The 25,121-nt window shown below is 67.2% G+C and carries 18 protein-coding genes; 2 read left to right on the top strand and 16 right to left on the bottom strand.

Annotated features, from left to right (window positions below; genetic code table 11):
• Nucleotides 1-168: 168 nt before the first annotated feature.
• The 15 genes from OG555_RS07910 to rplJ all read right to left on the bottom strand — a co-directional run bounded on the left by OG555_RS07910 (nucleotide 169) and on the right by rplJ (nucleotide 20,034).
• Nucleotides 169-4,029: a DNA-directed RNA polymerase subunit beta' gene (locus OG555_RS07910; RefSeq protein WP_329482153.1), complete on the bottom strand. Its 3,861-nt coding sequence runs from the start codon at nucleotides 4,027-4,029 to the stop codon at nucleotides 169-171.
• 68 nt (nucleotides 4,030-4,097) lie between these two features.
• Entirely contained in the window at nucleotides 4,098-7,583 is a 3,486-nt protein-coding gene (gene rpoB, locus OG555_RS07915) for a DNA-directed RNA polymerase subunit beta (protein ID WP_329482154.1), read from the bottom strand.
• A gap of 263 nt (nucleotides 7,584-7,846) precedes the next feature.
• Nucleotides 7,847-8,542 (bottom strand): hypothetical protein, encoded by a 696-nt coding sequence (locus OG555_RS07920; protein ID WP_329482155.1) that lies wholly within the window; start codon nucleotides 8,540-8,542, stop codon nucleotides 7,847-7,849.
• Nucleotides 8,542-9,012: a hypothetical protein gene (locus tag OG555_RS07925; RefSeq protein WP_329482156.1), complete on the bottom strand. Its 471-nt coding sequence runs from the start codon at nucleotides 9,010-9,012 to the stop codon at nucleotides 8,542-8,544. Before OG555_RS07925 ends, OG555_RS07920 begins: the two co-directional genes overlap by 1 nt.
• 17 nt (nucleotides 9,013-9,029) lie before the next feature.
• Nucleotides 9,030-10,319, bottom strand: a complete 1,290-nt coding sequence (locus OG555_RS07930; RefSeq protein WP_329482157.1) for an MlaD family protein — start codon at nucleotides 10,317-10,319, stop codon at nucleotides 9,030-9,032.
• Nucleotides 10,316-11,533 (bottom strand): MCE family protein, encoded by a 1,218-nt coding sequence (locus OG555_RS07935; protein ID WP_329482158.1) that lies wholly within the window; start codon nucleotides 11,531-11,533, stop codon nucleotides 10,316-10,318. Before OG555_RS07935 ends, OG555_RS07930 begins: the two co-directional genes overlap by 4 nt.
• A complete protein-coding gene (locus OG555_RS07940) occupies nucleotides 11,530-12,717 on the bottom strand; it encodes an MCE family protein (RefSeq protein ID WP_329482159.1) in 1,188 nt (395 codons plus the stop codon). Before OG555_RS07940 ends, OG555_RS07935 begins: the two co-directional genes overlap by 4 nt.
• Nucleotides 12,717-13,730, bottom strand: a complete 1,014-nt coding sequence (locus OG555_RS07945) for an MCE family protein (protein WP_329482160.1) — start codon at nucleotides 13,728-13,730, stop codon at nucleotides 12,717-12,719. The genes OG555_RS07940 and OG555_RS07945 overlap by 1 nt, the downstream gene beginning before the upstream one ends.
• Entirely contained in the window at nucleotides 13,727-14,761 is a 1,035-nt protein-coding gene (locus OG555_RS07950; RefSeq protein ID WP_329482161.1) for an MlaD family protein, read from the bottom strand. The genes OG555_RS07945 and OG555_RS07950 overlap by 4 nt, the downstream gene beginning before the upstream one ends.
• On the bottom strand, nucleotides 14,758-16,086 hold the full coding sequence (locus OG555_RS07955; protein ID WP_329482162.1) for an MCE family protein: 1,329 nt from the start codon (nucleotides 16,084-16,086) through the stop codon (nucleotides 14,758-14,760). The genes OG555_RS07950 and OG555_RS07955 overlap by 4 nt, the downstream gene beginning before the upstream one ends.
• 4 nt (nucleotides 16,087-16,090) lie before the next feature.
• Nucleotides 16,091-16,909, bottom strand: coding sequence for an MlaE family ABC transporter permease (locus OG555_RS07960; RefSeq protein WP_329484784.1), 819 nt, complete (start codon nucleotides 16,907-16,909; stop codon nucleotides 16,091-16,093).
• 13 nt (nucleotides 16,910-16,922) lie between these two features.
• Nucleotides 16,923-17,696: an MlaE family ABC transporter permease gene (locus OG555_RS07965; protein ID WP_329482163.1), complete on the bottom strand. Its 774-nt coding sequence runs from the start codon at nucleotides 17,694-17,696 to the stop codon at nucleotides 16,923-16,925.
• Nucleotides 17,693-18,640, bottom strand: coding sequence for an ABC transporter ATP-binding protein (locus OG555_RS07970; RefSeq protein WP_329482164.1), 948 nt, complete (start codon nucleotides 18,638-18,640; stop codon nucleotides 17,693-17,695). Before OG555_RS07970 ends, OG555_RS07965 begins: the two co-directional genes overlap by 4 nt.
• Before the next feature lie 323 nt (nucleotides 18,641-18,963).
• Entirely contained in the window at nucleotides 18,964-19,350 is a 387-nt protein-coding gene (gene rplL, locus OG555_RS07975; RefSeq protein ID WP_328526096.1) for a 50S ribosomal protein L7/L12, read from the bottom strand.
• A gap of 69 nt (nucleotides 19,351-19,419) precedes the next feature.
• Nucleotides 19,420-20,034, bottom strand: a complete 615-nt coding sequence (rplJ, locus tag OG555_RS07980) for a 50S ribosomal protein L10 (protein WP_328526095.1) — start codon at nucleotides 20,032-20,034, stop codon at nucleotides 19,420-19,422.
• A 345-nt stretch (nucleotides 20,035-20,379) separates the two neighbouring features.
• Between rplJ and OG555_RS07985 the strand changes: the two genes are divergently transcribed.
• Nucleotides 20,380-20,541, top strand: a complete 162-nt coding sequence (locus OG555_RS07985) for a hypothetical protein (protein WP_329482165.1) — start codon at nucleotides 20,380-20,382, stop codon at nucleotides 20,539-20,541.
• A gap of 902 nt (nucleotides 20,542-21,443) precedes the next feature.
• A complete protein-coding gene (gene ltrA / locus OG555_RS07990) occupies nucleotides 21,444-22,925 on the top strand; it encodes a group II intron reverse transcriptase/maturase (protein WP_329474530.1) in 1,482 nt (493 codons plus the stop codon).
• On the opposite strand, the gene OG555_RS07995 is transcribed toward ltrA, so the two are convergent.
• Nucleotides 22,880-24,952 carry an HNH endonuclease signature motif containing protein gene (locus OG555_RS07995; RefSeq protein ID WP_329482166.1) on the bottom strand — a complete coding sequence of 691 codons (2,073 nt, stop codon included), beginning with the start codon at nucleotides 24,950-24,952 and terminating at the stop codon, nucleotides 22,880-22,882. The two genes, ltrA and OG555_RS07995, sit on opposite strands and share 46 nt — an antisense overlap.
• Between the last annotated feature and the right edge of the window lie 169 nt (nucleotides 24,953-25,121).

The following is a 25,121-nucleotide window of genomic DNA, read 5'->3' on the forward strand; positions in this document are numbered from 1 at the left end:
CGAGTGTCTTCGGCAGACCGCCGTACGAGCTCGCCCAGAACGCCGGAATCCCCTGTCAGCCAAGCGTTTGAACCCCGGAACGCCGCGAGGGCGGCACCCCCTATGGGAGTGCCGCCCTCGGTATTGCTTCTTCCCCGCCCCACCGCCCCGGTCAGGGGGTGACTTGGCTCAGTTCTGGTAGGAACCGAGGTCGAAGTCGTCGAGCGGGACCGACTGACCGGTGGACGGGCCGAAGTCGTAGTCGTACGACTCGTAGCCGACCATCGAGTACATCGCGGCCTTCGCCTCCTCGGTGGGCTCCACCCGGATGTTGCGGTACCGGTCCATGCCCGTACCGGCCGGGATCAGCTTGCCGATGATGACGTTCTCCTTCAGACCGACCAGCGAGTCGGACTTGCCGTGGATCGCGGCCTCGGTGAGGACGCGGGTCGTCTCCTGGAAGGAGGCGGCCGACAGCCACGACTCGGTCGCCAGCGAGGCCTTGGTGATACCCATCAGCACCGGACGACCGGAGGCCGGCGTACCGCCCTCAGCCACGACGCGACGGTTCTCCGCCTCGAACATGATCCGGTCCGCGAGCTCACCCGGCAGCAGCTGGGCGTCGCCCGACTCGATCACCGTGACCCGGCGCAGCATCTGCCGGACGATGATCTCGATGTGCTTGTCGTGGATGGCCACACCCTGCGACCGGTACACCTCCTGGACCTCGTCCACCAGGTGCTCCTGCGCCTTGCGTACGCCGAGGATCCGCAGCACCTCCTGCGGGTCCGGCGTACCCTGCGTCAACTGCTGGCCGACCTCGACGTGCTGACCCTCTTCGATCAGCAGGCGGCCACGCTTCGACACCGGGTAGGCGACCTCCTCGGAACCGTCGTCCGGGGTGAGCACCAGCTTCCGGGTCTTGTCGGTGTCCTCGATCGCGATCCGGCCCGCGGCCTCGGCGATCGGCGCCTTGCCCTTGGGCTGACGGGCCTCGAAGAGCTCGACCACACGCGGCAGACCGTGGGTGATGTCATCACCCGCGACACCACCGGTGTGGAAGGTACGCATCGTCAGCTGCGTACCCGGCTCACCGATGGACTGGGCCGCGATGATGCCGACGGCCTCGCCGATGTCGACCGGCTTGCCGGTCGCCAGCGAACGGCCGTAGCACTTCGCGCAGGTCCCGGTCTTGGCGTCACAGGTGAGCACCGAGCGGACCTTGACCTCTTCGATCCCGGCCGCGACCAGCTTGGCGATCGACACGTCGCCCAGGTCGGCGCCGGACTCGAGGACGAGGTTGCCGTCGGCGTCGCTGACGTCGCCGGCCAGGGTCCGTGCGTAGGCGCTGGTCTCCACGTTCTCGGCGTGCACGACCTTGCCCGACGGGTCCTTCTCGCCGATCTTCTTCGGCAGACCCCGCTCGGTCCCGCAGTCCTCCTCGCGGATGATCACGTCCTGCGACACGTCCACCAGACGACGGGTCAGGTACCCCGAGTCGGCGGTCCGCAGCGCGGTGTCGGCCAGACCCTTCCGGGCACCGTGGGTGGCGATGAAGTACTCGACCACCGACAGACCCTCGCGGAAGTTGGACTTGATCGGCCGGGCGATGATCTCGCCCTTCGGGTTGGCCACCAGGCCACGCATACCGGCGATCTGCCGGATCTGCATCATGTTGCCTCGGGCACCCGAGTGGACCATCATCCAGATCGGGTTGGCCTTCTCGAAGTTCTCCTCCATGGCCTTGCCGACCTCGGCGTTGGCGCCGGTCCAGATCTCGATCAGCTCCTGGCGCCGCTCGGACGAGGTGATCAGACCTCGCTCGAACTGCTTCTGGACCTTCTCGGCCTGCGACTCGTAGCGAGCCATGATCTCCGGCTTGCTCGGCGGCGTGCTGAAGTCGTCGATCGACACCGTGACACCCGAGCGGGTGGCCCAGCGGAAACCGAGGTCCTTCAGCGCGTCGAGGGCGTTGGCGACCTCGACCTTGGAGTACCGCTCGGCCAGGTCGTTGACGATCCCGCCCAGCTGCTTCTTGCCGACCTCGACGTCCACGAACGGGTAGTCCTGCGGCAGCGCCTCGTTGAACAGCGCCCGGCCCAGCGTGGTCTCCAGCGCGAACCCGCCGTCGGCACGCTCGGCGGCACCGGCCGGTACGCCGGACTCGTCCAGCCGCAGCGTGACCTTGGCCTGCAGCGACAGCTCGTTGCGGTCGAACGCCATCAGCGCCTCGGCCACCGAGCTGAACGCCCGGCCCTCGCCGAGTGCGCCCTCCTTCAGCATGGTCAGGAAGTAGATGCCGATGATCATGTCCTGCGTCGGCATCGTGACCGGACGGCCGTCGGCCGGCTTCAGGATGTTGTTCGTCGACAGCATCAGGATCCGGGCCTCGGCCTGCGCCTCGGCCGACAGCGGCAGGTGCACCGCCATCTGGTCACCGTCGAAGTCCGCGTTGAACGCGGAGCAGACGAGCGGATGGATCTGGATCGCCTTGCCCTCGATCAGCTGCGGCTCGAACGCCTGGATGCCCAGCCGGTGCAGGGTTGGTGCACGGTTGAGCAGGACCGGGTGCTCGGTGATGACCTCTTCCAGCACGTCCCAGACCTGGGCGCGCTGACGCTCGACCATCCGCTTGGCGGACTTGATGTTCTGCGCGTGGTTGAGGTCGACCAGCCGCTTCATCACGAACGGCTTGAACAGCTCCAGCGCCATCGCCTTCGGCAGACCGCACTGGTGCAGCTTCAGCTGCGGGCCGACCACGATGACCGAACGGCCCGAGTAGTCGACGCGCTTGCCCAGCAGGTTCTGACGGAAGCGACCCTGCTTGCCCTTGAGCATGTCGGACAGCGACTTCAGCGGCCGGTTGCCCGGGCCGGTGACCGGACGACCACGGCGGCCGTTGTCGAACAGCGCGTCGACGGCCTCCTGCAGCATCCGCTTCTCGTTGTTGACGATGATCTCCGGCGCGCCCAGGTCGAGCAGTCGCTTGAGCCGGTTGTTCCGGTTGATCACCCGGCGGTACAGGTCGTTCAGGTCCGAGGTGGCGAACCGGCCACCGTCGAGCTGGACCATCGGCCGCAGGTCCGGCGGGATCACCGGAACGCAGTCGAGCACCATGCCCATCGGGCTGTTGTTGGTGGCCAAGAACGCGGTGACGACCTTGAGCCGCTTCAGGGCGCGGGTCTTGCGCTGGCCCTTGCCGGTCTTGATCGTCTCGCGCAGGTTGTCCGCCTCGGCCTTCAGGTCGAAGGTCTCCAGCCGGCGCTGGATCGCGGCGGCACCCATGGCGCCCTCGAAGTACTTGCCGAACCGCTCCTTCATGGCGCGGTAGAGGATCTCGTCGCCCTCCAGGTCCTGGACCTTCAGGTTCTTGAACCGGGTCCAGACCTCGTCGAGGCGGTCGATCTCGCGCTGCGCACGGTCGCGCAGCTGCTTGACCTCACGCTCGGCGCCTTCCTTGACCTTGCGCCGTACGTCGGCCTTGGCGCCCTCGGCCTCGAGCTGCGCCAGGTCCTCCTCGAGCTTCTTCATCCGCTGCTCGATGTCGTTGTCGCGCCGGTTCTCGAGCTGCTTGCGCTCGACGTCGGTGCGACCCTCCAGCGACGAGAGGTCGCGGTGCCGCGCCTCCTCGTCGACGTCGGTGATCATGTACGCCGCGAAGTAGATGACCTTCTCGAGGTCCTTCGGGGCGAGGTCGAGCAGGTAGCCGAGCCGCGACGGGACACCCTTGAAGTACCAGATGTGGGTGACCGGGGCGGCCAGCTCGATGTGGCCCATCCGCTCACGGCGCACCTTGGAGCGGGTGACCTCGACGCCACACCGCTCGCAGATGATGCCCTTGAAGCGAACGCGCTTGTACTTGCCGCAGTAGCACTCCCAGTCCCGGGTGGGACCGAAGATCTTCTCGCAGAAAAGGCCGTCACGCTCGGGCTTGAGCGTCCGGTAGTTGATCGTCTCGGGCTTCTTGACCTCGCCGTGCGACCACTGGCGGATCTCATCCGCGGTCGCCAGGCCGATCCGAAGCTCGTCGAAGAAGTTCACGTCGAGCACGATGTGTTATCTCCCGTTGCTAAAAATGGTCTGAGTGAGTTGGTTGTTGATCTCAAGCGGCAACCCGCTCAGACCTCCTCGACGCTGTTCGGCTCACGCCGGGACAGATCGATGCCCAGTTCCTCCGCTGCACGGAAGACGTCCTCCTCGCTGTCGCGCATCTCGACCCGGCTTCCGTCGGACGAGAGCACTTCCACGTTCAGACACAGGGACTGCATTTCCTTGACCAGAACCTTGAAGGACTCCGGGATACCCGGCTCCGGGATGTTCTCGCCCTTGACGATCGCTTCGTACACCTTGACGCGACCGACCACGTCGTCCGACTTGATCGTGAGCAGCTCCTGCAGCGCGAAGGCGGCACCGTAGGCCTCCAGGGCCCACACCTCCATCTCGCCGAACCGCTGGCCGCCGAACTGGGCCTTACCGCCCAGCGGCTGCTGCGTGATCATCGAGTACGGACCGGTCGACCGTGCGTGGATCTTGTCGTCGACCAGGTGGTGCAGCTTCAGCATGTACATGTAGCCGACGCCGACCGGCTCCGGGAACGGCTCACCCGAACGGCCGTCGAACAGCCGGGCCTTGCCCGAGCCGTCGACCATCCGGACACCGTCGCGGTTCGGCAGCGTGGAGCCGAGCAGGCCGGTGACCTCCTCCTCCTTGGCGCCGTCGAAGACCGGGGTGGCGACATTGGTCATCGGAGCCGCGGATCCGGCGCCGATCTTGATCAGCCGCTGGGCCCACTCCTCGGTGTTCTCCGGGTCGACCTCCCAGCCGCGGCTGGCGATCCAGCCGAGGTGGGTCTCCAGCACCTGACCGACGTTCATCCGGCCGGGCACGCCCAGCGGGTTCAGGATGATGTCGACCTGGGTGCCGTCCTCGAGGAACGGCATGTCCTCGACCGGCAGGATCTTGGAGATGACGCCCTTGTTGCCGTGCCTGCCGGCCAGCTTGTCGCCGACCGAGATCTTGCGCTTCTGGGCGACGTACACCCGGACCAGCTGGTTGACGCCCGGCGGCAGTTCGTCGCCGTTGTCGCGGTCGAAGACCCGGACACCGATGACGGTGCCCTCCTCGCCGTGCGGCACCTTCAGCGAGGTGTCGCGGACCTCCCGCGCCTTCTCACCGAAGATCGCCCGGAGCAGCCGCTCCTCCGGGGTCAGCTCGGTCTCACCCTTGGGCGTGACCTTGCCGACCAGGATGTCGCCGGTGGTGACCTCGGCGCCGATCCGGATGATGCCGCGCTCGTCCAGGTCGGCCAGCATCTCGTCGGAGACGTTCGGGATGTCCCGGGTGATCTCCTCCGGGCCCAGCTTGGTGTCGCGAGCGTCGACCTCGTGCTCCTCGATGTGGATCGAGGTCAGCAGGTCCTGCTGGACGACGCGCTGGGAGAGGATGATCGCGTCCTCGTAGTTGTGGCCCTCCCACGGCATGAAGGCGACCAGCATGTTGCGGCCGAGCGCCATCTCACCCTCGTCGGTGCACGGACCGTCGGCCAGCGGCGTGCCGACCTCGACCCGCTGCCCGGCGTCGACCAGCGGGCGCTGGTTGATGCAGGTGCCCTGGTTCGAGCGGCGGAACTTCGCCAGCCGGTAGGTCTGGTACGTACCGTCGTCGGCGGCGACCTCGATCAGGTCGGCCGACACCTCCTTGATCACGCCGGCCTTGTCGGCCACCACCACGTCACCGGCGTCGACCGCACCGCGGAACTCCATGCCGGTACCGACCAGGGGGGCGTCCGCGGTGATCAGCGGAACGGCCTGGCGCTGCATGTTGGAGCCCATCAGGGCGCGGTTGGCGTCGTCGTGCTCGAGGAACGGGATCATCGCGGTCGCCACCGACACCATCTGGCGCGGCGAGACGTCCATGTAGTCCACGTCCTCGACCAGCACGAGCTCGACCTCACCGTGGCGCCGGCGGACCAGCACCCGGTCCTCGGCGAACCGGTCGTCGTCGGTCAGCGCGGCGTTCGCCTGCGCGATGACGAACCGGTCCTCCTCGTCCGCGGTCAGGTAGTCCACCTGGTCGGTGACCTGGCCGTCGACGACCTTGCGGTACGGCGTCTCGACGAAGCCGAACGGGTTCACCCGGCCGTACGTCGCGAGCGAGCCGATCAGACCGATGTTCGGGCCTTCCGGGGTCTCGATCGGGCACATCCGGCCGTAGTGGGACGGGTGCACGTCGCGAACCTCGAAGCCGGCCCGCTCGCGGCTCAGACCACCCGGGCCAAGGGCCGACAGGCGGCGCTTGTGGGTCAGACCCGCGATCGGGTTGGTCTGGTCCATGAACTGGGACAGCTGGGAGGTGCCGAAGAACTCCTTCAGCGCCGCCACCACCGGACGGATGTTGATCAGGGTCTGCGGCGTGATCGCCTCGACGTCCTGGGTCGTCATCCGCTCCCGGACCACGCGCTCCATCCGGGCCAGGCCGGTGCGCAGCTGGTTCTGGATCAGCTCGCCGACGGTGCGCAGCCGGCGGTTGCCGAAGTGGTCGATGTCGTCTTCCTCGACGACGATCTCACCGGTCGGCGCGGGCAGCTCGGTCTTGCCCTCGTGCAGTGCCACCAGGTACTTGATCGTGGCGACGATGTCGTCGATCGTCAGCACCGCGGTGTCGTGGGCCTCGTCGCGGCCGAGCTTCTTGTTGATCTTGTAGCGGCCGACCTTGGCCAGGTCGTAGCGCTTGCCGTTGAAGTAGTAGTTGTCCAGCAGCGCCTGCGCGGCCTCCCGCGTCGGCGGCTCGCCCGGCCGCAGCTTGCGGTAGATGTCCAGCAGCGCGTCGTCCTGCCCGGAGGTGTGGTCCTTCTCCAGGGTGAGCCGGATCGACTCGTAGTCGCCGAACTCCTCCAGGATCTGCGCGTCGGTCCAGCCGAGCGCCTTGAGCAGCACGGTGACGTTCTGCTTGCGCTTGCGGTCCAGCCGCACGCCCACCATGTCGCGCTTGTCGACCTCGAACTCCAGCCACGCGCCGCGCGACGGGATGATCTTGGCGGTGAAGATGTCCTTGTCCGACGTCTTGTCCGGCGTGCGCTCGAAGTACACACCGGGCGAGCGGACGAGCTGGGACACCACGACACGCTCGGTGCCGTTGATGACGAAGGTGCCCTTGCGCGTCATCAGCGGGAAGTCACCCATGAAGACGGTCTGGCTCTTGATCTCGCCGGTCTCGTTGTTCATGAACTCGGCGGTGACGAACAGCGGCGCGGAGTAGGTGACATCCCGCTCCTTGCACTCGTCGACCGTGTTCTTCGGAGGCTCGAAGCGGTGGTCGCGGAACGACAGCGACATGGTGCCGCTGAAGTCCTCGATCGGGGAGATCTCCTCGAAAATCTCTTCCAGGCCGGACGGGCCGGACAGTTCGGTCCGTCCCTCGGCCTCGGCGGCGGCCACACGGGCCTGCCACGTTTCGTTGCCGACCAGCCAGTCGAAACTGTCCACCTGCAGCGCAAGCAGATCCGGAACCTCGAGAGGTTCGGAGATCTTTGCGAAGGAGATGCGGCGTGGTGAGCCGGAAACGTCGGAAATGCTGTCGGACTGGGGGTTGCGCGAGGCGACCAAGGGGCGTCCTTCCACGGGCTCGCAGAAATCACTTCGGTGCTGGGAGCGCACGCCGAACCACCCTAGTCAAGTCGAGACCCGAGCCAGGGTGTAAGTAAAGGCAGCGCAAAGCAATAGGTTACATGTTCCAGGCAAGCCTGTCCAATGGGGTCCAACACTATGCCGTCGGACCACCCTCTCCGTCAAGGACCGACCCGGGGTCTCCAGCGGGTAGATCACCCGCGAGCCGCCCGGCGTCCTGCTGGTGCGGAGTCACAAAGAGACTACAGTCCGGCGATCTCCTGGACCAGCCATTGGCCGTCCTTTCGGACCATCGTGAACCGGGTCCGGTTCAGATCCACCCGGGGCTTACCCTGCGTGATCGTGCTGGTGGTGGTCTGGTTCACGAAGATGATCAGCGTGACCCGGTCGGCGTCGCCGTCGCGGACCCCGACCTCGCGGACGTCGGCCTTGACCGTCGCCTTGGTCTTGGTGGCCAGCTCGCCGGCCACCTTCGCGGTCTCGTCGAACTTGCCGGCGAACTCCGGGGTCATCGTCGCCCGGGCCGCGGCGAAGCTCTTGTCCAGGTCCCGGTAGTCGTAGCTGAGCGCGGTCTCGGCCGCCTTCCGACCGGCCGCGGCGGCCTGGTCGCGGGCGTCCTCGGCCTGCTTGCCCTGCCATGCCTTGATCCCGAGCACCACCGCGACGGTCAGCACCAGGACGACGGCCACCCCGAGGGCCACGGTCAGCATCCGGCCCAGACCGCGCTTCGTGTCACCGTCCGTAACCGTCGGCGCCTCGGAAATCTCCTCCGCGGGGGCCTCCGGAGGCGTCGATGTGGCTGGGGTCACATCCTCCGAAGCCGGTGCGAACGCCTCTTCGGTCGTTTCGGTGTCGTTCGTTGTCACTTCGTCGAGCGCCGTACCCGAGGTACGGCGCTGACCGGCGATGCGCGGGCGGTTGCGGGAGCGGTCCGGCATCAGCCCACCACCTGGAGGTCGGCGGTCAGCCAGCGGTCCTTCTCGCGGACCATGTCCAGCTTGATCCGGTAGCGGCGCTCGACACCGTCGGCCGAGGCCGTGTTCGTCACGACCGCGTTCACGATCACCAGCACCTGAGCGGAGTCCTTGTCGTTCGAGACCACCGCGGCCTCCTTCACGTCACCCTTGGACGTCGCCTTGTTGGTCACCACGTCGGTCTTCACCGCGTCGATGCCGGACTGGAACTCCTGCTTGAACTGCCCGGTCGAGTCGTCCAGCACCCGTTTCGAGTCGGCGTCCCAGGTGTTGTAGTCGTAGGTGGTGAAGTCGAGGGCCAGTTGCCGGCCGGCCTTCATCGCACCCTCCCGCTCGGAGTCGTCCGCGCTCTGCTTCCGCAGCGCGATCACCGCGAGCGTCGCTCCGGCCAGTGCGATGACGAGCAGGACGCTGAGCGCCCACGCCAGAATCATGGGGCCACGCTTGGAAGTCACTTGCCGGTCACCGGTCCGAGAATCAGGGCTTTCCAGGAGTCGCTGCCGAGCAGGTCGGCCTGGCCGCCGGTGGAGCCGAGGACGATCTCCGGCATCCCGCCGGACCCGCCGGCGTCGCCGGTGGCCGGGTCGTACCCGATGCCGTATCCGGTCCGGTTCAGCTCGCGGGACGACGGGCTCGGCTTGTTCTGCGCGCCGCGGACGTTGACGCCGGTCGACGAGTTCGCGGTGCAGCTCGCCTTCGTGTTGGCCTTGGTGATCGACGTGTCCTGCGGGACCCGCTTGTCGGTCCCGCCGTACCCGGGCCGGCAGGCGGGCGGGGTGAGCCCGAGCACCAGGCCGAAGTGCGCGTCGTAGTGCCCGGTCCCGGGGTCCTTCGCGGGCACGATGTACCCGCCCATCACCGCCGCCGGGTACACCACCAGCAGCTGTTCGACGGCGTCCAGCCGGACCGCGGTTATCTCGTTCACCGTCAGCAGGTTACCGAGCAGCACTGCGATGTCCGCACGGTTGTCCTCGATCAGGCCGGTGACCTGCGACGAGGCGGCCGAGCCCTGGTCGATCACCTGGCGCAGGTTCGCGTCCGAGCTGACCAGGGTGTCGGACAGCAGCGCGAGGTTCTTCGCCCAGGTCTTGATCGCGTCGCCGCTGGCCACCTGGGTGGCGAGCACGGTGTCGCCGTCGTTGATCAGCTTGATCGTCTGCAGCACGTTCGCGTCCGCGTCGTCGATCAGCTTGCCGGAGCTGTCGATGATCTTCTGCAGGTCGGTGCCCTTGCCCTTCAGCGCGGTCCCGAGCTCGCGGACCGTGGTGCGCAGGCTCTCCTTGTCGACCGAATTGACCAGTTGGTCGAGGTTCAGCAGCAGTTCTGTCGTGTCGATCGGGATCGCGGTGTCCTGGCGGGCGATCTTCGAGTTGTTCTGCAGGTACGGACCGGTGTCGCGCCGCGGCTGCAGGTCGACGTACTGCTCGCCGATCGCGGACCGGTTCGCGACCACCGCGAGCAGGTCGTTCGGGATCTTCTGCTTCTTGTCGATGTCGAGGTTCACCTCGACACCGTCGGACAGCAGCTTGAGCTGACCGACCCGACCGACCGGCTGGCCGCGGTACGTCACCTCGGCGCCGGTGAAGATGCCGCCGGACTCGGCGAAGCTGGCGCTGACCGTGTAGTCCTCGTCGAAGAACAGCTTGTCCACCTGGGCGTACTTCGCGCCCACGAAGGCGACTCCGACGACGGTGATCAGGAGGAACACCATCAACTGGATCCGGACCGCTCTGGTGATCACTTGGCCACCCCCGGCATCAGCGCCCTGGCCAGGTCGGGATCGAACCCGGACCGGTTGAGCTTCGGCGAACAGACCGGCAACCCGAGCAGCGTGATGCAGGTCGTCGCCGTACCGGTCGGCACCGGCAACGTCGGCAAGCCGCCGCCGGTCGGGTTGTGCAGCGGGACGCTGAGCCGGTTGGTCGGCAGCGCCGTCGGACCGACGGTCGGCAGGTTCAGCCCGAGGATGCCCTTCAGCGCCTTCTGGGTGTTCACGTCGAGGGTGATGCCCAGGTTGGTGAAGTCACCGCCGACCGCCTTGGCGGCCCCATCCGGGAACGGGTAGGTGAACAGCAACTCGAGCGACTTCGGCAGGTCCTCCCCCGCCTCGGCCAGCTTGGTCAGGATCGGGTACAGCGACTGCAGGTTCGCGACCAGGTCCTTCTGCGCGGATGTGATCACCCTCGTCGCGGTGTTGCCCAGGGTCGCCAGCGCCTGCAGTGTCTTGACCAGGGCCGCGCGCTGCTTGTCCAGGGTGGCGATCGACTTCGGCAGCGAGTCGATCGCGGTCGCCAGGGTGGCCTTCTGCGCGTTCAGCTTCTTGGCCAGCGCGTCGACCGCGGTGATCGCGGTGATGATCTGCTGCTTGTTCTGGTCCAGGGTGCCGACGAAGGTGTTCAGCTGGGTCAGCACGCTGCGGATGGCCGGCTCGTTGCCGGTCAGGGCCTTGTTCAGCTCCTGAGTGATGATCTGCAACTGGGCCACGCCGCCGCCGTTCAGCAGCAGCGAGAGCGCGGACAGGACTTCCTCGACCTCGACGTTGCTGGTGGTCCGGGACAACGGGATGACCTCGCCGTTGTCCAGCTTGCCGCGCGGCTCCTCCGATCCGGTCGGCCGGGACAGCGACACGAACTTCTCGCCGAGCAGGCTGGTCTGGCGGATCGTCGCGTGCGCGTTGTCCGGCAGGTCGAGGCTCTTCGGCAGCTTGATCCGGACCTTCGCGACGTACCCGTCCAGCCAGACCTTCTCGACCGTGCCGACGGTGACGTCGTCCACCTTCACCGACGACTTCGGCACCAGGTCCAGCACGTCGGCGAACTCGACCGTCACCGTGTACGACGGCCCCTTGATCTTCGCGCCACCGGGCAACGGCAACGAGTACACGCTGAAATCACACCCGGTCAGCAGCGTCGCGAACGCCACGGCCGCGGCCACGATCGTCGTACGGCGCCTCATCGGACCAGCCCCCCGAGGGTTGGGTCGACCGGGTCGGGGCTGTTCAGCGGCGCCTTCGGGAGCGGGGCCCACGGCGTACCGGCCGGGCCGCCGCTGGCCGGGGCGCTGCCGGTCAGCTGGCTCAGCAGCGGCAGCTTCGGCAGGGCGTCGAGCACCGGCTTCAGCGCCGAGCAGGTCGAGATCGGCTGGTTCACCTGCAGCAGGAGTGAGCAGATGAACGTCGCCGGGTCGTCCAGCTGGGCCGCGTTGATCCGCTGATCCAGCGTCCCGTACTGCGGGTTGTAGATGCGGGCCAGGTTGCCCAGGCCGAGCGGGGCCGTGTCGAGCACCTCGGTCAGCGCGGCCTTCTCGTTGACCAGGATCTGCGACAGCGCGGTGGCGCTGGAGACCGTGGTCTTCACCAGCGTCCGGTTGTCCTTGACGAACGTCGCGACCTCGCCGAGCGCGGTCGCCAGCAGCGACAGCGCCGACGAAAGGTCCTTGCGCTCACCAGCCAGCGTGGACGAGGTGGCGGCGAAGTTGTTGTTGAACTGGCGGACCAGTGCATCGTTGGCGGCCAGTGCGGACACGAACGTCTGCAACTGCCGGATCGTGCTGAACAGGCTCTGCGAGTTGCCCGCCAGCGTGCCGGTCAGCTTCGACACGTCCGTGATCGTCTGGTTCAGCTTCTGGCCCTGGCCGTTCAGGTTCCTCGCCGAGACGTCCAGCAGCCGGGACAGCGCGCCCTGGTCGTTGGCGCCCTTCGGGCCGAGGGCGACCGACAGGTCGTTCAGGCTCTGGTAGATCTGGTCCAGCTCGAGCGGTACGGCGGTTCGCGTCAGCGGGATCTCGGCGCCGTCGGCCATCACGTCACCCTTGGAGTACGCCGGGGTGAGCTGGATGTACCGGTCGGCGACGATCGACGGGGACGCGATCACCGCCTTGGCGTTGGCCGGCACCTTGTGCTTGGACTCCCACCAGAACTTCACCCGCACGCTCCGGCCGGCCGGGGTGACGCTCTCCACCTCGCCGACCTTGATACCGAGGATCCGGACGTCGGAGCCCGGGTACACCGACACCGCACGCGGGAAGTACGCCGTCGCCGTCACCCGCGCGGGCTTCGGCCACAGCGTCACCACGCTGACCGCGAGGATCACCAGGACCACCGCGACCGCGATCAACCGGGATACGGAGGCGAGCCGCATCAGCCGCCACCTCCCAGGATCGCGGGCAGCCCGGGTATCCCTGCCTTCGGCAGCGGGATCTCCGGGACGGGCGCCAGGTTCTGCAGGTAGACGTCGAACCACGGGCCGGTACCGAGCGTGTTGGTGAACAGCCGGACGAACGGCGCCAGCCCCTTGATGCTGGCGTCCAGATCGTTCTGGTTCTTCAGCAGGACCGCGAGGACGGCGTTCACCTTCGTCAGCGTCGGGCTGAGGTCCTTGCGGTTCTCCCGAACCAGCGCGGTGATCTGCGCGGACAGCTTCTGGGTCGACACCAGCAACTGGTGGATCAGCGCCCGCCGGGCCTGCACGGCTTGGAAGACGGAGTTGCCGTCCTTCATCAGCTTGATCAGCTGTTGGTTGCGGTCGGCAAGGACCTTGGTGACCACGTTCGAGTGCTGCAGCAGGAGCTTGAGCTGCTCGTCGCGTTTGGCCACGTTCCGGGACAGGCGGGACAGGCCGGTCAGCGACGCCTGCACCTCTTCCGGGGTGTTCTTGAACGTCGCCGACAGCGTGTCCAGCGCCTTGGCCAGCTGCGCCGTGTCGATCCGCTCGGTCGTGTTGGCGAGATCGGTGAAGGCGTCCACGACGTCGTACGCCGAAACCGTCCGGGCCAGCGGGATCTCGGAGCCGGCCTTGAGCTGACCGGAGCCGGCCGGGTTCAGCTTCAGGTACTTCTGGCCGAGCAGGGTCTTGATCTTCATCTCGGCGCCGGTCTGATCGCCGAGCTTCACGCCCTTGTCCACCACGAAGTCGACCCGGACGTGGGTGCCCTCGAGCTCGACCTTCCGCACCTGCCCGATGCGTACGCCGGCCACCCGGATCTCGTCGTTCGGCTTGAGCCCGCCGGCCTCGGAGAACTGCGCGGAGTACTTCGTCCCGCCGCCGATCAGCGGCAGGTCCTGCGCCTTGAACGCGGCCAGCATGATCAGCCCGATCACCGTCAGGCCGATCACGCCCACGGTCACCTGGTTCTGCTCGCGGAAAGGCTTCACGGTTTCTTGCACCTCGCCGAGTTGTTGTCGTAGGCGACCGGGATGCGAGTGCCGGTGGGCAGGGTGACGTTGCCGTCGAAGTTGCACAGGTAGAAGTTGAACCAGGAGCCGTACGACGCGGTCCGGCTCATCGTGTTCAGCTTCTCCGGCATGTACTGCAACGTCTTCACCCAGATCGCCTGCGTGTCATCGAGCGTGGTCGCGACCGTGCGGAGCCGGTCCAGGTCCGCCTTGATCGGCACCCGGGTCTGCTGCAGCAGGCCGGCCGTCTTGGTGTTCAGCGAGTTGATCGAGCCGAGCGAGTTCAGGATCGGGTTGATGTCCTGGCTCAGCCCGGTGATGAACTGCTGCAGGTTCACCAGCAGCTGGGAGAAGTTCTGCTGCCGCTGGGAGACGATCTGCAGGGTCGCGGTCAGGTTGGTGATCAGGTCGCCGATCACCTGGTCCGCGTCGGCCAGCGTGGTGGTCAGCGACGCCGTCTTGGCCAGCAGCGACTCGATCGTGCCGCCCTCGCCCTGCAGCACCTTGATCACCTCGAAGGCGAACTGGTTCACGTCCGCCGGGGTGAGCGCGGTGAACAACGGCTTGAACCCGTTGAACAGCACCGACAGGTCCAGCGCCGGCGCGGTCCGCTCCTTCGGGATGATGCCGTTCTTCTTCAGCCGCTCGCCGCCGCCCACGCCGTCGGTCAGCGCGATGTAGCGGTTGCCGACCAGGTTCCGGTAGCGCAGCGTGGCGTGGGTGGAGGCGTCGAGGATCTGGTCGGAGTCGACGCTGAACGTCACCATCGCCAAGGTGTCGTGGTAGAGCGCGATCTTGTCGACCTGGCCGACCTTCACACCGGCGATCCGGATGTCGTCGCCCTTGTTCAGCCCGACCGCGTCGGTGAACACGGCCCGGTACTTCGTGGTCGCGTTGAAGGTGATGTTGCCGATCGTCACCGCCAGCAGCGCGGTCGCGACCGTGGTGACGACCACGAAGATCGCCAGCCGCACGGTGTCGAGCGAGGTCTTCTTGTCCAGGAGCTTCATTTCAGGTTCACCTGCCCGCCGCGAAGGAGGGGCCCGACCAGCAAGGTGGTCAGATCGGGGACGTCGGTGGCGGGGATACCCATCTCCGGCGCGACGATCGAATCGACGACCTTCTGCTCGGCCGGCGTACCGACGCCCTGGGTGTCCAGGCCGAAGCCGGGCATCGCGCGGTTCAGCTGCAGGTTCAGCGGGAAGCGCTGGCTCTTGTTGTGATCCCCGATCACGCCGTCGTCACCGGTGACGTACGGCCCCGGGTTCTCCTGCGTGTACGGACCGGGCTTCGACCCCGGGTGACTGTAGTTCTTTCCGACACAGGTCGGCCCGCGGTGGTCCTTGTAGGCCGGCAACTCGTTCGGTTCGTACGGCGTCGGCTGGTTGGTGATCAGCTCGAGGTTGATGTTCAGCCGGCCGTTCCGGAACGTGTCGTTCAGGATCGGCGTGGTGTCCGTCATCACCTTGAGGAAGCACGGCATCTCAGGTGAGTACCGCTCCAGCAGATCCAGCACCGGCCGGCTCACCTCGCCGAGCCGGATCACCCGGTCCTCGTTCTCCTTCAGGAACGTGTTCCCGCTCGTGGACAGCTTCTGCACGTCGACGAAGAACGTCTGCAGCTGCACCTGTTTCTCCACCACCGTGTTGCCGGTGATGGTCAGGTTGCGCAGCGCACGGACGAGATCCGGCGTCGCGTCGCCGTACAGCTGGGCGACCTGGGTGAGCTTGGTCAGCGCGTCCATCAGCTTCGGGACGCTCGGGTTCAGCTTCTTCAGATAGCCGTCGAGCTGGGTCAGCGTGCCGGCGATCTCGGCGCCGCGGCCCTCCAGTGCGGTGGCCAGCGTGTTCAGGGTGGCGTTCAGGTCGGCCGGATCGACCGCCTGCAACAGCGGGAGCGCGTCGTTCAGCACCTTCTCGATCTCGATGCCGACCGCGGTCTTGTCCCGCGCGATGACGTCGCCGGCCTTGATGTGCCGTCCCTCCGCGCCGGTCGGCGGCACCAGGGCGACGTACTTCTCGCCGAACAGGGTCTTCGGCAGGATCCGGGCGCTGACCGCGCTGGAGATCTCGGCCACCTGGTCGGGTTTGAGCGCCAGGTTGACGGTCGCCTCGTCGCCGTCGGTGGAGACCCCGGTGACCTCGCCGACGATGATGCCGCGCAGCTTCACGTCGGCGTGCTCGTTCAGCTGCAGGCCGATGTGGCTGGTCTCGAGCTCGACGTTCACGGTCTCGGTGAAGACCTTGGCGTAGAAGGCGTACGTCAGCCAGAGCAGGAAGCACAGTACGCCGATGAAGGCGACACCCAGGATCTTGTGCGAGATCACTTTCCTCATCGCGTCACCCGGCCAGCCTGACAGTGGTCGTCGTACCCCAGATCGCCATCGAGAGCAGCAGGTCGACGACGTTGATCACGACAATGGACGTCCGTACGGCGCGACCGACTGCGACGCCGACTCCGGCCGGGCCGCCGGTCGCGTGGTAGCCGTGGTAGCAGTGCACCAGGATCACCAGGACGGAGAAGACGAGCACCTTCCCGAACGACCAGAGCACGTCGCCGGGTGGCAGGAACAGATGGAAATAATGGTCGTACGTGCCCGTGCTCTGTCCGTAGAACGTGGTCACGGTGAGTCTCGTCGCGAAGTACGACGCCAGCAGGCCGACGACGTACAGCGGGATGACCGCGACCAGCCCGGCGATGATCCGCGTGGTGACCAGGAACGGCAGCGACGGGATCGCCATCACCTCGAGGGCGTCGATCTCCTCGCTGATCCGCATCGCGCCGAGCTGCGCGGTGAACCCGCAGCCGACCGTCGCGGCGAGCGCGATCCCGGCGATCAGCGGGCCGATCTCGCGGGTGTTGATGTACGCGCTGACGAATCCGGCGAAGGCCGACGTACCGATCTGGTTCAGCGCCGAGTAGCCCTGCAGGCCGACCTCGGTGCCGGTGAAGAAGGCCAGGAACGTGATCACGCCGACGGTGCCACCGATCACCGCGAGCGCGCCGGTGCCCAGCGTCACCTCGGCCAGCAGCCGGAGGATCTCCTTGCGGTACCGAGTGATCGACTTGCCGGACCAGGCCAGCGCCTTGATGTAGAAGGCGAGCTGCTCACCCAGCCGATCGAGGGAGTTGAGCGGCTTCTTGACCAGGGTGTCCATCAGGGCCGACACGTCAGGCCCCCTTCGGCGGGACGAGCTGGAAGTAGATCGCCGTCATCGAGAAGTTCGCGACGAACAGCAGCATGAAGGTGATCACGACGGACTGGTTCACCGCGTCGCCGACCCCCTTCGGGCCGCCGCCCGCATTGACACCCTTGTACGACGCGACCACCGCGGCGATGAAGCCGAACACCAGCGCCTTCGCCTGGCCTTGCCACAGGTCGGGCAGGTGGGCGAGCGCGGTGAACGAGGCGATGTAGCTGCCCGGTGTGCCGTCCTGCAGGACGACGTTGAAGACGTAGCCGCCCATCACGCCGACCACGCTGACGAAACCGTTCAGGAAGAAGGCGACCAGCATCGTGGCCAGCACCCGCGGCACCACCAGCCGCTGGATCGGGTCGATGCCGAGCACCATCATCGCGTCGAGCTCCTCGCGGATCTTGCGCGAACCCAGGTCGGCGCAGATCGCGGAGCCGCCGGCGCCGGCGATCAGCAGCGCGGTCGCGATCGGCGACGCCTCCCGGACCACGGCCAGAACGGCGGCCGAGCCGGTGAACGCCTGCGCGCCGAACTGCTTGATCAGGCCGCCGACCTGCAGCGCGATCACCGCGCCGAACGGGATGGCGACCAGCGCGGTCGGGATGATCGTCACGCTGGCAACGAACCAGGCCTGCTGCAGAAACTCGCGCACCTGGAACGGGCGCCGGACCGAGGCCCGGGCAGTGTCGAGAGCGAAGGAGAACAGGTTGCCTGCGTGCTTCAGCGGGGCGGTCGCAGAAACGGTCACGTGGCCCCCACCGTCGCGGTGGCGAAGGAGCCCGGCGGCGGGGTCACGCCGTTCTCCCGGCACCATTCGCCGGGCGGGCGCTGCGTCGGCCGGAGCATGCCGCTGCTGGGCAGCTGCTGGATCGGGATCGGCGGCAGCGGGGGCAGCTCCTGGCCGGCCTCGGCGGCGAGCTCGTCGGCGTCCTTCTCCTCCGACATGCCGATCGGGCCGATCATCTGCGCGTTGAGGAACTGCCGGACCACGGGCTCCTCGCTGGACAGCAGCATCTCGCGCGGGCCGAACATCGCCAGGTGCTTGTGGTAGAGCATGCCGATGTTGTCCGGCACCGTCCGCGCGGTGTTCACGTCGTGGGTGACGATCAGGAACGTCGGTCCGAAGGCCTCGTTGAGATCGATCATCACCTGGTTCAGGAACGACGTACGCACGGGGTCCAGACCGGAGTCGGGTTCGTCGACGAGCAAGATCTCGGGGTCGAGCACCAGCGCCCGGGCCAGCCCGGCCCGCTTGCGCATCCCGCCGGAGATCTCGCCCGGCAGCTTCCGCTCCGCGCCGACCAGGCCGACCATCTCCATCTTCTCCATCACGATGGAGCGGATCTCGGACTCGGACTTCTTGGTGTGCTCGCGGAGGGGGAAGGCGACGTTGTCGTACAGGTTCATCGAGCCGAACATCGCGCCGTCCTGGAACAGCACGCCGAACAGCCGCCGGATCTCGTAGAGCTCGCGCTCGGAGCAGGTGGCGATGTCGGTGCCCTCGATGAACACGTGGCCCTTGTCGGGCTTGAGCAGACCGATCAGCGTCTTGAGGAAGACGGACTTGCCGGTGCCGGACGGGCCGAGCATCACGCAGATCTCACCGGCCGGCAGAGTCAGGGACACGTCGCCCCAGATCAGCTGGCTACCGAAGGACTTGGTGAGACCCTCGACGCGGACTTCGACGCCCACCTGGCCCTCCTGAATCGGTCTGCATCACGGCATCTGTACGGCCCCCGACCGACGACGTTCTGCCGTCCCAACGACGGGGCAGTGGCCTAGGTTACGCACGAGTACGGTCTTGCGTAACCCCCGCGTGTCCAGCAATCGTGATCGGGCGGTCACGCTCCGGTCATCCTCGTCACGCTGTGCTGATGGCACACGGCTGCAAGTGATCCTAGCGAGCCGGAATGTCAGAAGGGCGGCCCCCCACGGGGGACCGCCCTTCTCCACACATTCGTTACGTCCTTCTTGCATTGGGCTCTAGCGAGCCCGGGTCCGGACGCAACCCGTGGTCACTTCAGGGTGACGGTGGCGCCGGCGCCCTCGAGGGCCTCCTTGGCCTTCTCCGCGGCAGCCTTGTCGACCTTCTCCAGAATCGCCTTCGGGGCCGACTCGACCAGGTCCTTGGCCTCCTTCAGACCAAGGCTGGTGAGACCGCGCACCTCCTTGATGACCTGGATCTTCTTCTCGCCGGCGGCCTCGAGAACGACGTCGAACTCGTCCTGCTCCGCGGCCTCTTCGGCAGCGGCGGCCGGGGCGCCCGGGGCGGCGGCCACGGCGACCGGGGCGGCGGCGGTGACGCCGAACTCCTCCTCGAACGCCTTAACGAACTCCGACAGCTCCAGCAGGGTCAGTTCCTTGAACTGGCCGAGGAGCTCTTCGGTGCTGAGCTTCGCCATGGTGGCGGTCCTTCCTTAAAGGGTGATGCTTGGTGATCACTGATGGGTTTGTTGCGGATGAGGTCTGCCTCAGCTCTCGGCCGGGGCGGTCTCCTCGGTGCTCGCCTCGGCAGGTGCCTCGACCGTGTCCTGCACGGCCGGCGCCTCGTCCGCCACGGCTGTGGCGTCCGCGGCCGGCAGCTTGTCCTGCAGCGCCGCGAACAGGCGCGCGGCCTGCGACAGCGGAGCAGCGAACAGCGACACCGCTTGCTGCGGAGCCGCCTTCATCGCACCTGCGAGCTTCGCGAGGAGAACCTCACGCGACTCCAGGTCAGCGAGTTTGTTGATCTCGTCAGTGCCGAGTGCCTTGCCTTCCAGCACTCCGGCCTTGATGACGAGCAGGGGGTTCGCCTTGGCGAAGTCACGCAGGCTCTTGGCCGCGACCACCGGGTCGCCCTTGATGAAGGCGATGGCCGACGGACCCTCGAGCAGCGAGTCGAACGACTCGACACCCGCGTCCTTGGCCGCGATCTTGGTCAGCGTGTTCTTCACCACGGCGTAGTTCACGTCGTCACCGAGCGCAGTACGCAGTTGCCGCAGCTGCGCCACGGTGAGTCCGCGGTACTCGGTCAGCACGGCGCCGTTCGAGCTGCGGAACTCGTCCGTCAGCTCTGCGACAGCGGCTGCCTTGTCCGGCCTCGCCATGGGGGTCTCCTTCTTTCGGCTTCATGCCTCGACCCCGGGCCGGTTCCGTTCCATAAGAAAACGCCCCTGCGCAGGCGCAAGGGCGTGAACACAAACTGCTGTCACACTATCCAAGTCACCTACGCGGGCCGCCCACTCATCTGTGGGACCTTCAGTCACTCGAAAGTGACGACCAGCGGTCTTCGGCAACAGCCATTCTTACATCAGAGTTGAGTACGGCCAAATCGGCCGACCTCCTCAGCGTGAGCTCGGCACCGCACCCTCGGATGCGGGAGGAGCCGGCGTCCGAGTGGCTCCGGTTCGACCGCTCGGGCAAGTTCCCGCGTCGGCCGTACGCTGAGTCGGGTGATGGATACACCCGGCCACGACGAGCGGTCGACAACTCCGGTTGCTCAGGAGCTCAGCGAACTGCGAGCACTGGTCGCCGGACTGCGGAGCGAAAACACGCGCCTCCTGCGGCTCTTGAAGCTCAGTCCCGCCGAATTGGCGCCGCCCGGCCACGCGTAGACCGGCCGGCTCCCAGCTTGTTCCAGCTGCCGCAACTAGAACGGCGGTCGGCCGTCTGACGCTGGTTGGCTGCCGCCGGGTGATTCGCTCGAGGCCCCATTGATGGATTGCCCGACTCCGGGACCTGCACCCGGTCCTTCGAAAGCCGTTCTGATGGCGGGACCGGAATGGACTGGCTGGCTGATGGGGCCGCGGGCGGGAGGGACGGTCGTGTAGCGGTGGCCGGTGGGGGTCGTCAACGTGATTGAGCCGTCGGGATGGCTGATCGTGCTCCAGCCCCAGGCAGGGGTGTCCTTGATGACGTGGTGTTGCGCCGTGAGGCGCTGTTGATTCGAGTGGAGGTGGGAGACCTTCGCCTTCGTCTTGTCGCAGCAAGGCGGTGAAGCTGGGGGCAGCCTGATCCGGGTGGTGCCGGGGAGGGTGGGAGCAGCCCTGACAAAGCCGGGACGTGCCAGTACTGCCAGATGGTGCGGGTCCGGCGAGCGTGATGGAGAGGAGTACGCGAGGAACCGGCGTTGTTACGTCCTTCAACTCTCAGACCGGCTCGAATCTGGTGGATGTGGGCCGGGCGCGGTGCGTCCCGCTGGGTAAGTAGGCCGGCGGGAACTCCTGAAGGGGCATCACCATGCTGCTTCGGGAGGCCATGGGGAAGGTCTGCGGCGTACCTGTGGCGATGCCGCTGGGACACAGTCGGGCTCCTCCTTCGTCGAGCGAATCACAGTGAACACGGGAACCATCCGGTGATGGCTCCCGGCGCCGGGGATCCAGTCCGGGCTGCCGGGATAGGCGCACCGACCGCTGAACGGGCCGGGTGGGGCGGAGCCGTCGTAGTACTCCGAGGCCGGGAGAGCCGGTCACATGGGGAAGGGCGGCAGCGGGTTCGAGCAGGGAAGGATGCTGTAATGCCGAAAGATGCGCCACCGAATGGTGACGCCGCGCCCGAGGAGGACGTGCCGGGGACAGACTCGGTGGGTCCGCGTCGGCGGGTATCGGAGATGCAGGCCAAGCTGCATCGTTGGGCTGTGGCCGATCCGGGCCGCAGGTTCGATGACTTGTTCAACTTCGTGCATGACCCGGCGACGCTGCTTGTGGCGTTCGATCGGGTCGCGGGCAATACCGGGTCCCGCACGCCGGGCGTGGACGGCCTGACGGTCGCCGACGTGGAACAACGGCTTGGGGTTCCGGGGTTTCTGGACGATCTGCGGGCCCAGGTGAAGGCGGGCACGTTTCGTCCGTTGCCGGTGCGGGAGCGCAAGATCCCCAAGCCGGGTGGGTCGGGAAAGCTGCGAAGTCTCGGCATTCCTACCGTGGCGGACCGGGTCGTTCAGGCGGCGCTGAAGCTGGTGCTGGAGCCGATTTTCGAGGCCGACTTCGAGCCGGTTTCGTATGGGTTCCGGCCCAGGCGGCGTGCTCAGGACGCGGTCGCGGAGATCCACTATTTCGGCACTCGTGGCTATCGATGGGTGCTGGATGCAGATATCGAAGCGGCCTTTGACAACGTCTCGCACTCGACCGTGATGGATCGGGCGCGGGCCAGGGTCAAGGACAAGCGCGTGCTGGCGCTGGTGAAGGCGTTCCTCAAGGCCGGGGTCTTGACCGAGCTCGGCGAACACAGGGACACCCACACCGGCACGCCGCAGGGTGGCATCATCTCCCCGTTGATCTTCAACATTGCCATGTCGGTGCTCGATGAGCACCTGCACGGTCCGTGGAAGACCGGCGGGACGATGGCCACCGGCAAACGGCGCGCTGCCCGCCGTCGCAGGGGTCTGCCGAACTGGCGGGTCATCCGTTACGCGGATGACTTCGCGGTGGTGGTGCATGGCACCCGGCACGACACCGAGGCGCTGCGCGATGACATCGCCGGGGTGCTCGCCACCTTGGGATTGCGCCTGTCGGAGGCCAAGACCCGAGTGGTGCATCTCAGCGATGGGTTCCAGTTCTTGGGGTTCCGCCTCCAGTGGCGCCGCAAACGAGGGACCACCCAGTGGTACGTCTACACCTTCATCGATGACCGGCCCATCCGGTCGGTGAAGGCGAAGATTCGTGCCCTGACACGCAAGACATCGCAACTGGATCTGGGATACGTGCTGACCAAACTCAACCAGGTCATGCACGGCTGGGCCAACTACTTCAGGCACGCCGTGGCCAAGAACATCTTCAGCATGCTGGACGGCTTCGCCTGGTGGCGGGTCATCCGCATGCTGAGGCAACGGCATCACTGGAGATGGACGGACGTCCGCCGATGGCTGACCACGCCCACCGGGCACTGGCGGCCGATCACCGCGGGCGAGATCGAACTGCGGCGGATCGCCGCGATACCGGTCACCCGGTATCGCTATCGCGGCGGCAAGATCCCCAACCCCTGGACCCAACCCGTATAACGACAGGACCCGTGGAGAGCCCGTTGCGTTGAAAGGCGCACGGCGGGTTCGGCGAGCGGCCCGGGGAAACGGACCGGGAGCAATCCCGGCACCGCGCCCCGGGCCGACTCAGCGTACTCGCAGTACGGCGCGAGCCCAGTGAGGCTGGTGGTGCCGTTGCGGGCGAACGGGGTGAGGTGGTCGCGGTCGCAGTCGCGGGAGGTGCGGTTGCAGCCGGGCCAGGCGCAGACGGGGTGGCGGGCGAGCAACGTCTCGGTGACGAGGGTACTGGGATCGTGCCGGGTGGTGGCGGCTTCCAGTACGGCGCCATTGACCGGGTCGGTGAGGAGTCGCCGCCACGTCCCGTCGGCGGCGATGCGGCGGGCCATGTCGGCGGTGATCGGGCCGTAGCCGGTGAGTTCGGCGGGGTCGTCGTCAAGGCCGAGCAGGGTGGAGGCCGGGACGACGACCTCGATGTGGGGGCGGCGGCGGTGCTGGTCGGGTAGGCGACGGCCCAGCCAGTCCAGGCCCTTGTGGAGGATGTGCTCGAACAGGTCCGCGGCCACATCGGCGCGCCGCTGCTCGGCGGTCCGGGCATCCTTCACCACACCATCAGCCGAGCCGGCAGTGGCGGTGACCGTGGCGCTGCAGTCCTCGGTAGCCCGGTCCGCTCTGGCATCCGTGGACGCCATGGTGTCCGGTGGCACGGTGTCCGGTGGCACGGTGTCCGGTGGCACGGTGTCCGGTGGCACGGAGTCCGGTGGCACGGAGTCCGGTGGCACGGTGCCCGGTAGCACGGTGCCCGCGGGCGCGGTGGTTGCTGCGGTGTCCGGCGAGCAGTCCGTAGTGGCGTGCCGGTTCGCGGGGGCCGTCGCGGCGCCGACGCAGGGTCCGTTGCTGTCGTTCGGCGAGCAGCCGGGATCCGTGGTGGTCCCGGAGTCTGGCGAGGAGCCGGCGTCTGGGGTGGTGCCGTGGTCTGAGGTGGCGCCCCGGTCTGAGGTGGCGCCCTGGCCTTGGGTGGCGCCCTGGCCTTGGGTGGCGCCCTGGCCTTGGGTGGTGTCGGCGTTGGCCGAGATGGTGGTGCTGGACCCGATTGCAGGTTCGGTGGTGGTGGGGGTATCGCGTTTGGCGAGGGCGGCCATAGCTTGGATGGCGACCCAGATCTGCTGGATCTTGTCGGACGTGTGAACGATCCACAGGCCGGCCATGCCGTCCGCCAGCGGGACGATCTTGCAGGTGCGCTCCGCGACGGCGGCGCGGTGGCTGTCGGCCGCTTCACGACTAGTGTGTTTGGCTACTTGGCGGCGCAGCGACTCCTGCAGGTTCTTGTGGGTCTGCGCGGCGGCGCGTTTCAGGACGTGCGCCTCGACCGCCTGCGCCTCGCGGTCGGGCAGTTTGCTGGTTGCTTCGGAGATCGCGAGGGCCTTGCCCCAGGTGAGCGCCCCGCATTTCAGGGCCGCGTGCGTTGCCGACAGGGTCGAGGTGAGCCGCAAGGCGGTGTCGACCCGGCAACCGACGGTGTTGGGCGACAGGCCGAGCGCCAACGCGATTTCGCCGTACCAGGAACGTTCCGGGTCGATCGGGCGCCCCGTCGCATCGAGTTGGGTCGGACGAGGCGACTCACGGTGCTCGGCTTGGCGCTGCCGGTGGAACGATGCCATCGCGGCGGCCTTGATTGATTCCGCCCAGCTGGACAGGCGGTCCCCGGCCTTCATCAACTCGATCAGCGCCATCGGTGACATCGCCTGTGGTCGCGTCGATTCCAGCGCGGTCGCGAGGTAGCCGCCGGGCGGCAACAACACCCAGGCCGGTGCCTTGCGGCGCAGCATCTCGCGCTCCGCCTCGTCTTGGTCTACGCCGTCCCACAACTCCCATTCCAGCGCGTCCACCCGGGAGGATCTGTTACGGCCCAGGAACAGGTCGAGTTCGGCGTCCAACTCGTCTTGCTGACCGACGAAACGCGGACCGTCCGGGGCGTCGGAGTCCTCGGGGATGTCGAAGCCTTCCAGCACCGCGACGCCGTCCGGCCAGTCCACGTCCCCGGACACGAAGCCCGAACATCCACATCCTGCCACCGTCCGCAACGAACCATAGGCAGGGTCAGCGCCATCCCAGGACTGTGTGCCGCAATGTGCGCCGGACGGAATGCCGGGAACCGGGAGAGGACGGGACGACGAGTGAGTGCCGAGCACGGCCGTCTCGGCGCTGACCGAAAGG

The sequence above is a fragment of the Kribbella sp. NBC_01484 genome, from assembly GCF_036227145.1.
GTDB lineage: Bacteria > Actinomycetota > Actinomycetes > Propionibacteriales > Kribbellaceae > Kribbella.

Coding starts and splice junctions, on each gene's coding strand:
- OG555_RS07920 (WP_329482155.1), bottom strand. CDS start 8,542: ATGCCGGACCGCTCCCGCAACCGCCCGCGCATCGCCGGTCAGCGCCGT.
- OG555_RS07925 (WP_329482156.1), bottom strand. CDS start 9,012: ATGATTCTGGCGTGGGCGCTCAGCGTCCTGCTCGTCATCGCACTGGCC.
- OG555_RS07935 (WP_329482158.1), bottom strand. CDS start 11,533: ATGAGGCGCCGTACGACGATCGTGGCCGCGGCCGTGGCGTTCGCGACG.
- OG555_RS07940 (WP_329482159.1), bottom strand. CDS start 12,717: ATGCGGCTCGCCTCCGTATCCCGGTTGATCGCGGTCGCGGTGGTCCTG.
- OG555_RS07950 (WP_329482161.1), bottom strand. CDS start 14,761: ATGAAGCTCCTGGACAAGAAGACCTCGCTCGACACCGTGCGGCTGGCG.
- OG555_RS07955 (WP_329482162.1), bottom strand. CDS start 16,086: ATGAGGAAAGTGATCTCGCACAAGATCCTGGGTGTCGCCTTCATCGGC.
- OG555_RS07960 (WP_329484784.1), bottom strand. CDS start 16,909: ATGGACACCCTGGTCAAGAAGCCGCTCAACTCCCTCGATCGGCTGGGT.
- rplL (WP_328526096.1), bottom strand. CDS start 19,350: ATGGCGAAGCTCAGCACCGAAGAGCTCCTCGGCCAGTTCAAGGAACTG.
- rplJ (WP_328526095.1), bottom strand. CDS start 20,034: ATGGCGAGGCCGGACAAGGCAGCCGCTGTCGCAGAGCTGACGGACGAG.
- ltrA (WP_329474530.1), top strand. CDS start 21,444: ATGCCGAAAGATGCGCCACCGAATGGTGACGCCGCGCCCGAGGAGGAC.